Source organism: Burkholderia sp. Se-20378 (assembly GCF_017104665.1).
In the GTDB taxonomy this organism is placed as follows: domain Bacteria; phylum Pseudomonadota; class Gammaproteobacteria; order Burkholderiales; family Burkholderiaceae; genus Burkholderia; species Burkholderia lata.
In genome coordinates this window covers 1-2,825 of record NZ_JAAGPG010000782.1, presented here as the reverse complement: position 1 = coordinate 2,825, position 2,825 = coordinate 1, and the positions used below count along the sequence as shown (strand labels likewise).

Sequence of the window (2,825 nt, the reverse complement as noted above, 5' to 3'; positions counted from 1 at the left end):
TGCCGCTGCTCGACGCGCTCGCCGCGCGGCGTTCGGCGCGCGTCGTGCTCGACTACCTGGCCGACACACGCGTGCAGGTCGATGTCGCGATGCCGGACGCGTTCACGGAGCGCACGTGATGACCGCGACGATCCCGCTCGCGCCGCCGCTCGACCACGCGTGGATCGCCGCGCACATTCCGCACGACGGCGCGATGTGCGTGCTCGAGTCGGTCGATGCGTGGGATGCCGACCGGATCCGCTGCACCGCGACGAGCCACCGCGATCCGCACAACCCGCTGCGCGCGCACGGTCGGCTCGCCTCCGTCTGCGGGATCGAATACGCGGCGCAGGCGATGGCCGTGCACGGCGCGCTGCTCGGTGCGCACGAAGCGCGCCCGCGCGTCGGCTATCTGGCGAGCGTGCGCAACGTCGACGCGTTCGTCGATCGGCTCGACACGTTCGCGCAGCCGCTCGTCGTCGAAGCGGAGCGCGTGAGCGGCGACGCCCGCTCGGTGCTGTACGGCTTCGCGCTGCGCTGCGGCGATCGCGTGCTGCTGTCCGGCCGCGCGGCGGTGATGCTGGATGCATCGACGTCCGGCGCGTTTCGCGCGGCGCCAGCCGGCGATGCGAATCCTCGATGAAGCCGCTTACTCAAGGGAAGGAAACCAGGTCGTGAAAGTTCGTCAGTTCATTGGCACCGCGCTCGTTCTGGCGCTGATCAGCCCGCTCGCGCACGCGGACATGTCGGAAGTGAAGCAGGACATCAAGCGCGATTCGAAGGAAGCCGCGCACAAGACCGGCGAGGCGGCCCGCAGCTTCGGCCACGCGACCGCAAGCGCCGCGAAGGCGGTCGGGCACGGGGTCGCACACGCGTCGCGCGAAGGCTGGGATGCCACCAAGCGCACGACGAAGCGGATCTTCCACAAGAACGACTCGGGCGAGTCGGGTGGAAAGAGCGAAAAGAGCGATTGATCACGGGCATCGCGCGCATCGCCGGAGGCGTGCGCACGATGCGTGACCGCTCGTCAATCGCGACGCGTCACTGCCGCAATGCCGCCGTCAACGTGCGCCGCGCAGGCGGCGTGCCGGCCTGGCCCGCACGCGCGCGAAGCACTTGCCGTACGCGACGAGCCAGCAATCGCGATGATCGAAGTTCCGCAGCAGACGCGCACGGCGCCGCTCGAGCCAGTAGAGCGAGACTGCCATCGTCAGCGCGACGGCCAGTGCCGTGCCGCCGATCGCGAGTCCCATCCAGGTATCGCCCATGCCTTCTCCGGAATGCGAAGCCGAAGCGGCGCGCCTGCCGCCGCCCTGGCACTGGATATTGCGGAACGCGGCCCGGCACGTGCGCGCACGCCGCCGGAGCACCGGGCCGCCACGCGTCAATGCATGTGCTGCCCGCCGTTGATCGCGATGTTGGAGCCCGTCACGAAGCCGGCCTCCTCCGAGCACAGGTACGCCACCAGCGCCGCGACTTCCTCGGGCTTGCCGAGCCGGCCCGCCGGAATCTGCGGGAGGATCTTCGAGTCGAGGATGTCCTGCGGGATCGCCGTGACCATCTTCGTCGCGAGGTAGCCCGGCGACACCGTGTTCACCGTCACGCCCTTGCGCGCGATCTCGAGCGCGAGCGATTTCGTGAAACCGTGCATGCCGGCCTTCGCGGCCGCGTAGTTGGTCTGGCCGACCGAACCCTTCGAGCCGTTCACCGACGAGATGTTGACGATGCGGCCCCAGCCGCGCTCGACCATGCTTTCGCAGACCGGCTTCGTCATGTTGAACACGGAATCGAGGTTCGTGCGGATCACCGCGTCCCAGTTGACCTTGTCGAGCTTGCGCAGCGTCATATCGCGCGTGATGCCCGCGTTGTTCACGAGAATGTCGACCGGGCCGACGTCCCGCGCGATCTTCTCGATGCATTGCTGGCACGAATCGTGATCGGCCACGTCCACCGGGTACGCGTGGAACTCGCGACCGGCCGCGTGCATCTCGGTCAGCCAGCGGTCCGCGCCGGTGTTGTTCGGCGAATACGTGACGACTACCCGGTGGCCCGCGTCGTTCAACCTGATGCTGACCGCTTCGCCGAGGCCGCCCATTCCACCAGTCACAACTGCAATTCGCTTAGTCATCCTATAAATTACCGACAAGAAAGTAATCGATGAAGGCGGGGCGACGGCATCGCATAGGCTGCCGCCCCACCGCTTCGATGCGCAGCCGCCCGCGTCGCGGGCGCGGCACGCACCGGCACCTCGCGCTTGTTATTAACTACTTGTCGTGCGCGAAATCCACTTCGCCCGCGTGCGGCGCTGGCCGGCGCCGCACGCGGGACGTATGTCAGACCCTGCTCAGGCGCGCTCGACCGCGAGTGCGACGCCCATCCCGCCGCCGATGCACAGCGACGCCAGCCCGCGCTTCGCATCGCGCTTGGCCATCTCGTGCAGCAGCGTCACCAGGATCCGGCAGCCCGACGCGCCGATCGGGTGACCGATCGCGATCGCCCCGCCGTTCACGTTCACCTTCGACGTGTCCCAGCCCATCTGCTTGTGCACCGCCAGCGCCTGCGCCGCGAACGCCTCGTTGATCTCCATCAGGTCCAGGTCGCCCGGCGTCCAGCCCGCGCGCTCCAGGCACCGGCGCGACGCCGGCACCGGGCCCATGCCCATCACGCTCGGATCCACGCCCGCGTTCGCATACGCCTTGATCCGCGCCAGCGGCGTCAAGCCGAGTGCCGCCGCCTTCTGCGCCGACATCACCAGCACCGCCGCCGCGCCGTCGTTCAGCCCCGACGCGTTCGCCGCCGTCACCGAGCCGTCCTTCGAGAACGCCGGCTTCAGCCCGGACAGCGAT

The 2,825-nt window shown here is 68.8% G+C and carries 5 protein-coding genes and 1 pseudogene; 3 read left to right on the top strand and 3 right to left on the bottom strand.

Going from position 1 to position 2,825, the window contains the following annotated elements; translation table 11 throughout:
* From G3N93_RS41895 to G3N93_RS37440, 3 genes and pseudogenes are all read left to right on the top strand, one after another.
* Nucleotides 1–119, top strand: a pseudogene (locus G3N93_RS41895) (3-oxoacyl-ACP synthase); the annotation flags it as partial.
* Nucleotides 119–622: a hotdog family protein gene (locus G3N93_RS37445; protein ID WP_206135278.1), complete on the top strand. Its 504-nt coding sequence runs from the start codon at nucleotides 119–121 to the stop codon at nucleotides 620–622. The pseudogene G3N93_RS41895 and the gene G3N93_RS37445, both read left to right, overlap by 1 nt.
* Nucleotides 606–953 (top strand): hypothetical protein, encoded by a 348-nt coding sequence (locus G3N93_RS37440; protein ID WP_174947998.1) that lies wholly within the window; start codon nucleotides 606–608, stop codon nucleotides 951–953. Before G3N93_RS37445 ends, G3N93_RS37440 begins: the two co-directional genes overlap by 17 nt.
* An 87-nt stretch (nucleotides 954–1,040) precedes the next feature.
* On the opposite strand, the gene G3N93_RS37435 is transcribed toward G3N93_RS37440, so the two are convergent.
* The 3 genes from G3N93_RS37435 to G3N93_RS37425 all read right to left on the bottom strand — a co-directional run.
* Nucleotides 1,041–1,247, bottom strand: a complete 207-nt coding sequence (locus tag G3N93_RS37435) for a hypothetical protein (protein ID WP_105815070.1) — start codon at nucleotides 1,245–1,247, stop codon at nucleotides 1,041–1,043.
* A gap of 116 nt (nucleotides 1,248–1,363) precedes the next feature.
* Entirely contained in the window at nucleotides 1,364–2,107 is a 744-nt protein-coding gene (phbB, locus tag G3N93_RS37430; protein WP_041492959.1) for an acetoacetyl-CoA reductase, read from the bottom strand.
* A 216-nt stretch (nucleotides 2,108–2,323) separates the two neighbouring features.
* On the bottom strand, nucleotides 2,324–2,825 hold a 502-nt coding region (locus G3N93_RS37425), incomplete at its 5' end, for an acetyl-CoA C-acyltransferase (protein ID WP_206135277.1).